Genomic DNA, 5,339 nt, shown 5'->3' on the forward strand with positions numbered 1-5,339 from the left:
CTCGGAGTGGTGAATAAGAGACATTATGAGAGCTGTGTAAAGGCGGCCGGCGCCGATACCCTTGTCGGGTAGCGCCGCCGTCGTGCGGGGGTGTTGTTCAGTGGTGGTGTGCGTGCTGCGGTGCGGCGACGCCTGCGGTCAGGGTGAACGCGGCGGTGCGGACGACGTCGCCGTGCTGGAAGTCGAGGAACAGCCGGTAGGTGCCCGGACCGGGAACCGCGGTGTGGAAGGTGATCTCCGGTCCCGCCGGGGTGATCCCGTCGCCCGGTTCGCCATTGGGGTGCACGTGCACGTAGGCGAGATCGCCTGCCCGCAGGATCACGAGGTGGCCGAACGCCGCCAGGTAGGGCTGCAGATCCGTCACCGGCACACCGTCTTTGCGCACGGTCAGCGTCAGCAGATCGCCCTCGGCGCGCAACTCGCCGTCGACGGTCACCTCGTACCCGTCGACCTCCGCCGCCCGTCCGACCGCCGGAACCGGCTGTGGCGCATAGTGACCCGCGAGGGCGAGATCGGCGCCGAGGGTGATCGTCCGGCCGAGCGCGCGCGGCGCGATGTCGGTGAACACGCGGTAGGCGCCCGCCTCCGGAAGGTCGAGGCGGATCACCCAGGTGCCGTCGGCCTCGCGGACCGGATGCACGTGCCAGAACCCGGTCAGTTCCCGCCGGGCGACGATCAGATGCAGCTCGCGATCGTGAATCGGATCGAACTCGGTGACAGCGGTTCCGTCGGGGCCGAGGATCCGGAACCGGAAATCGATACCGCCCGGCTCGGCGATCGTGGTCTCCAGATCGAGCGTGTACCCGTCCTGGGTGACCAGGAGACCGCCCGGCGCGCCCGCGGCGTGGCCCGCGTGGGCGTCACCGTGACCTGCGTGTTCGTCGGTGGGCGCGGCGTGAGTGCCGCCGTGGCCTGCATGGGCGGCGTGCTCACCGTTGGTGGCGGCCTGCTCGGGTGCCGCGTGCTTGCCGTGATGCTGGTGCGCCGCATGGTCGTTGGTATCGATTCCGTGACCGGCGTGGTTGTCCTGGTGTCCGGCGTGCGCGGGCTGGGTCGCGGTGTCAGCGTGACCGGCGTGGGTGTGGTGTCCGGCGTGGGCGTTGGTGGTCATCGTTGTCGCCTCTCTGAGTTCGCTGTGCGTTGCTACGAACATATACCCCTAGGGGGTATGCAGGGAAGGGGGGTGGCTCCGTGATCTGGATCACGGACGGGTGGTCGGCTGGACGTGGTCCGTCAGCGCTGGGCGTTCCAGAAGCCGATGGCCATCGCTCCCCACCAGCCGACTTGGGAGATCGCGCCCGAGGTGGCGCCCCATGCCGGCAATCGGGGTGGCAGTGGTGCTGCCGAGTGGTCGGCCAGGCGCCTGCTCGAGACCGTGGTCTGTAATCCGTTGACGGTGAGCAGCGCGGTCAACACCATCTTGGTCTGCGTCAATGGGGAATCGAGGTTCGGTTCCAGTACGCAGCCGCTGGCCACCAGCGCCGCGAGGCCGAGCCGGATCGGCACGTGCATCCGGGAGACTCCGGCCATCGCCTCGGCGAGGGTGCTGCGCCCGAGCGGCCAGATAGTCGGCGATCAGGACGCCGCCGAATCCGAGCGTCAGTCCGGCGAGTGAACGAACAATCCCGCGGTGTGCAGTGCCGGGTCCGGGTTCACATGGGTGGCGATCCACAGTGCCGCGCCGAGGAGTCCCGTCGATGCCAGTGCGGCGGCGGTGACGAGCCACCAGGAGTCGAGCAGGCCGATCGGCCGGGACGGTTCCGGGGCGGGCCAGCGACTGCCGCGCGGCATCGGGGCCGGGGCGTGTGGCGTGCCCCAGACCGTCGGTGTCGTCACGATATTCGGTCGAATGACCAGCAAATCCTCGGGCATGGATGCCTCCACCTGGGTCCCAACAAAATGTTAGGAGAGGCTAAACTAGATTTTCGGTTCGGGTAAAAGGCGTTCCCGGTCGCACATCGGCCGCGAGAGATTGGTGAGGGATGACGGTCGGATGGGGAGTGTCCATCGGTGCGCGGAACACCGTCTGCGCCGCAGTCGGTGGTGGCGCCGATCCGGTGATCAGCAGCGGTCGGACCACGGCGGCGACCGACTCCGGCGCGAACCCGCGGATTCTCGGCTTCGGTGACCTGACCCTCGCGTCCGAGCTGTCCTTCGCGCCGGCCTCCGAGGCCGCCGACCTTGTCGCCTGGGTTCTCGGTGACGCGATGGCCGCCGCGGGCGCTGTCGCCGAGCACACTGTGCTCGCGCACCCGGCGGTCTACACCGAGCAGCACGTCACCGCGCTGCGGCGATCGCTCGTGCGGGCACAATTGGGCGAGGTCGAGCTGGTGGCGGAGCCGATCGCGGCAGCGGTGGCCCTCGACCCGATCGAACAGCCGGCGGAACCGAACGAGAATTCCGGCGAGGCCACGGATTCGATGCTGGTGTACGACCTCGGTGCGACCTCCCTCGACCTCACCGTGGTCGTGCGCGACCGGCAGGGGCATCGGATCGCCGGTCGGCCGATTCGGTCCTATGCCTTCGGTGGCCGGTCCACCGCCGCGGCAGTGGCAGCCATGGAGCACGATCTGGCGCCCACGGACGAACCGGCCGCCGGCTCGCCGGATCCCGTCCGGACTGCCGCGGTTCGCGCGCAGCTCGTGCGGGATTCGCTGCCGCTGGTGCACGAATGCCTGCGCACCGCAGGACTTTCCCCCGAACACCTCGGTGCGATCCTCCTCGCCGGTGGCGCGGCGGCACCGGTCGAGGTGGCGCACACACTCGCCGACGTGCTGTGCTGCCCGGTCGTTCGTGGTTCTGTGACCGCCGAGTCCGTCGCCCGCGGTGCCGCGCTGCTCGGAGCCGGGCGGTCGGCCACCGACACCGTGCTGGTACCGGTCCGGCGTCCGATGTCGCGTACCGCGCTCGCCGGCGCCGCACTCGCTGTGCCGCTGCTCATTCCGGCCGTGCTCGGCCTGCTACGTGCCGACGACGACAGGCCCGGCGTCGTGGCGGCGGCGCCCGGTCGCAGTCTGCCTGACCGGCCAGTCGACGGGCGGGCAGGGGAACCGGCGTTGTTGCCGGGCGCGGTCGCGACCCCGCCGCGGCAGCTTCCGGTCGTCCCGGTGATGTGGTGGAACCCCCGCGCGGCTGTCGTTGTGCCGGAGTTGCTTCGAACGCAGGAGGCTCCCCCGGTTCCGGCGAACCTGCCCGCCATGGGTCCGTCCAGGAGGGCTCCCGCGGTCGAAGCCGCCGAGCCCGTCCAGGAAGGCTCATCGAGCGCGCCGATGCCCAACCCACAGTGGGTGTCGGATTCGGCCCCGCCCGGTGACCGCGAGCAGCCGACAGAGACACCGCCGTCGCCGTCGCTGGTGATCGAGATGCCGGCGCCCGTGCTACCCGATTCCCCCGTATCGCCCGCCGTTCCAGGCCTTCCGGTCGACCACACTCCGGGATCGATCCCCGGCTCGCCGTCGACGACAGAAACCGTCACGTCCGCAATGGAATCGGCTACCGATACCGTCGCGTCGAGCACGGAGTCGTCCGCAGACGTCGTCGCGGATGCCGGGTCGACGGCCGGCGCCGCCGCCGAGACGACCTCCGAGGCGAACTCGGCCGGAGCGCCGGTGTCTCAGGCGGACAGTTCCCATTCGGCGCCGAGCGCGGTGTCGTAGCGATCCCACACGACCTCGGCGAGCGCCGGGTGGGCGCCGAGCGCCGGGGTATGGACGAGTCCCGGTGCGGTGGTACGCAATCGGTCGGTCAGTAGACCCGGCGCCAGGAACCACGGCGCGACGACGATGTGCTCCACACCGCGGTCGCGCAGCCGTTCGGTCGCGGCCAGTACGGTGGGTTCGCTTGTCGCGAAGCATATTTCGGTGAGCAACCCGGTGCGCCGGGCAACCGCGACAGCGACCTCGGCGGTGCGCTCGTTGGCGCCGGTGCGCGAGGAACCGACCGCGGCGACGGCGATACCTATGCGGCCACCGGGGCAGCCCGTGGTCGCTGCGGTGATCCGATCGCACAGGGCGGTGATCAGTCGTGGATCGGGGCCGAGCACATCGGCCTGCACCAGGTCGAGCAGCGGATGCCTGCGCCGGGCGGCATCGAGCAGGCCGGGCAGATCGACACGGGCGTGGAACGCGCTGCCCAACAGCAGCGGTACCACGATGGCATGCGAACAGCCGTGCGTCGCGACAGCATCGACCACCTGGTCGACGGACGGCGCGTTCAGATCGAGAAAAGCCAGGCGCACGAGAAGATCCGGTCGTGCGGCGGCGACCCGATCGCGCACGGCCGCCGCGTTCGCCGCGGAACGCGGATCACGGCTACCGTGCGCGACCAGGATCAGCGCGGGCTCGCCCCCGCCGCGCGGCGCCACAGCGGGGCCGCGCAGCGGGGCGAGCGTGCGATGCATCAGACCGCGGTACCGACCTCGACGGAGGTCAGCACATCGCCGACCAGGCCCGCGGCGAGGGTGTTGCCGCCGGCGGGGTCGATCAGCAGGAACGACCCGGTGTGCCGGTTGGTGCGGTAATCGTCGGCCGGGATCGGCTCGGCCAGCCGCAGCGAGACCCGGCCGATATCGTTGAGTTCCAACGACTCCGGGCTCTCCTGCGCGGTCAGGGTCTGCTCGTCGAAGCGCTCGACGAGCGCGCCGACGATGGCCTGGGTGGTCTTGGCGCCGTGCTTGAGCAGCAGCCGCGCGCCGGGGCGCAGTGCCTTGTCGCCGAGCCAGCACACGGTCGCGTCGAAGGTGTCGATCGGCTCCGGCGCGTCGGCGGGGGAGGCGATGATGTCGCCGCGCGAGATGTCGACCTCGTCGGCGAGCAGCAGCGTGACACTGCGACCCACCTGCGCGACCGCCAGCTCACCGTCGGGGGTGTCGACGCGCTCGACGGTGGTGCGCTTGCCCGAGGGCAGCACCACGATCTCGTCGCCGGGGGAGACCGAACCGGCCGCGATCTGACCCGCGTAGCCGCGGTAGTCGGGGTACTCGGCGGTGCGCGGACGGATCACGTACTGCACCGGGAAACGCAGGCCCAGCGCGTGCGTTCCGGTCGAATCCGCGTCCACCGGAACCGATTCCAGGTGCTCGATGAGCGAGGGACCGTCGTAGTACGGGGTGTTCTCGGACCGGCTGGCGATGTTGTCACCGTGCAGCGCGGACACCGGGATCTCGAGGACATCCGCGTCGGCCCAGCCCAGCTTCGAGGTGAGCGTGTTGAACTCGGACGAGATCGCGGCGAACACCTCGGCCGGGTTGTCGACCAGGTCGATCTTGTTCACGGCCAGCACCAGCTTCGGCACGCCGAGCAGCGCCACCACGGCGGCGTGCCGCCCGGGCTGCGCGATGA

At 70.4% G+C, this 5,339-nt stretch carries 6 protein-coding genes; 1 reads left to right on the forward strand and 5 read right to left on the reverse strand.

All coding sequences use genetic code 11. From position 1 onward, the window contains the following. Window positions 1-97 precede the first annotated feature (97 nt). From ACFWPJ_RS14265 to ACFWPJ_RS14275, 3 genes are all read right to left on the reverse strand, one after another. On the reverse strand, window positions 98-1,111 hold the full coding sequence (locus tag ACFWPJ_RS14265) for a hypothetical protein (protein ID WP_378851064.1): 1,014 nt from the start codon (window positions 1,109-1,111) through the stop codon (window positions 98-100). Window positions 1,112-1,233: 122 nt separating this feature from the next. Further along, on the reverse strand, window positions 1,234-1,530 hold the full coding sequence (locus tag ACFWPJ_RS14270) for a hypothetical protein (protein ID WP_378851066.1): 297 nt from the start codon (window positions 1,528-1,530) through the stop codon (window positions 1,234-1,236). Between the two features lie 69 nt (window positions 1,531-1,599). Continuing rightward, entirely contained in the window at window positions 1,600-1,872 is a 273-nt protein-coding gene (locus tag ACFWPJ_RS14275) for a hypothetical protein (RefSeq protein ID WP_378851069.1), read from the reverse strand. Between the two features lie 110 nt (window positions 1,873-1,982). On the opposite strand from ACFWPJ_RS14275, the gene ACFWPJ_RS14280 reads away from it, so the two are divergent. Continuing rightward, window positions 1,983-3,656 (forward strand): hypothetical protein, encoded by a 1,674-nt coding sequence (locus ACFWPJ_RS14280; RefSeq protein WP_378851071.1) that lies wholly within the window; start codon window positions 1,983-1,985, stop codon window positions 3,654-3,656. Here ACFWPJ_RS14280 and ACFWPJ_RS14285 read toward each other — a convergent pair. Together ACFWPJ_RS14285 and ACFWPJ_RS14290 are read right to left on the reverse strand one after the other, a co-directional pair. After that, window positions 3,614-4,399 carry a sirohydrochlorin chelatase gene (locus ACFWPJ_RS14285; protein WP_378851074.1) on the reverse strand — a complete coding sequence of 262 codons (786 nt, stop codon included), beginning with the start codon at window positions 4,397-4,399 and terminating at the stop codon, window positions 3,614-3,616. The two genes, ACFWPJ_RS14280 and ACFWPJ_RS14285, sit on opposite strands and share 43 nt — an antisense overlap. Next, on the reverse strand, window positions 4,399-5,339 hold a 941-nt coding region (locus ACFWPJ_RS14290), incomplete at its 5' end, for a sulfate adenylyltransferase (RefSeq protein WP_378851077.1). The genes ACFWPJ_RS14285 and ACFWPJ_RS14290, both read right to left, overlap by 1 nt.

It is taken from the genome of Nocardia sp. NPDC058497, from assembly GCF_042720195.1.
In the GTDB taxonomy this organism is placed as follows: domain Bacteria; phylum Actinomycetota; class Actinomycetes; order Mycobacteriales; family Mycobacteriaceae; genus Nocardia.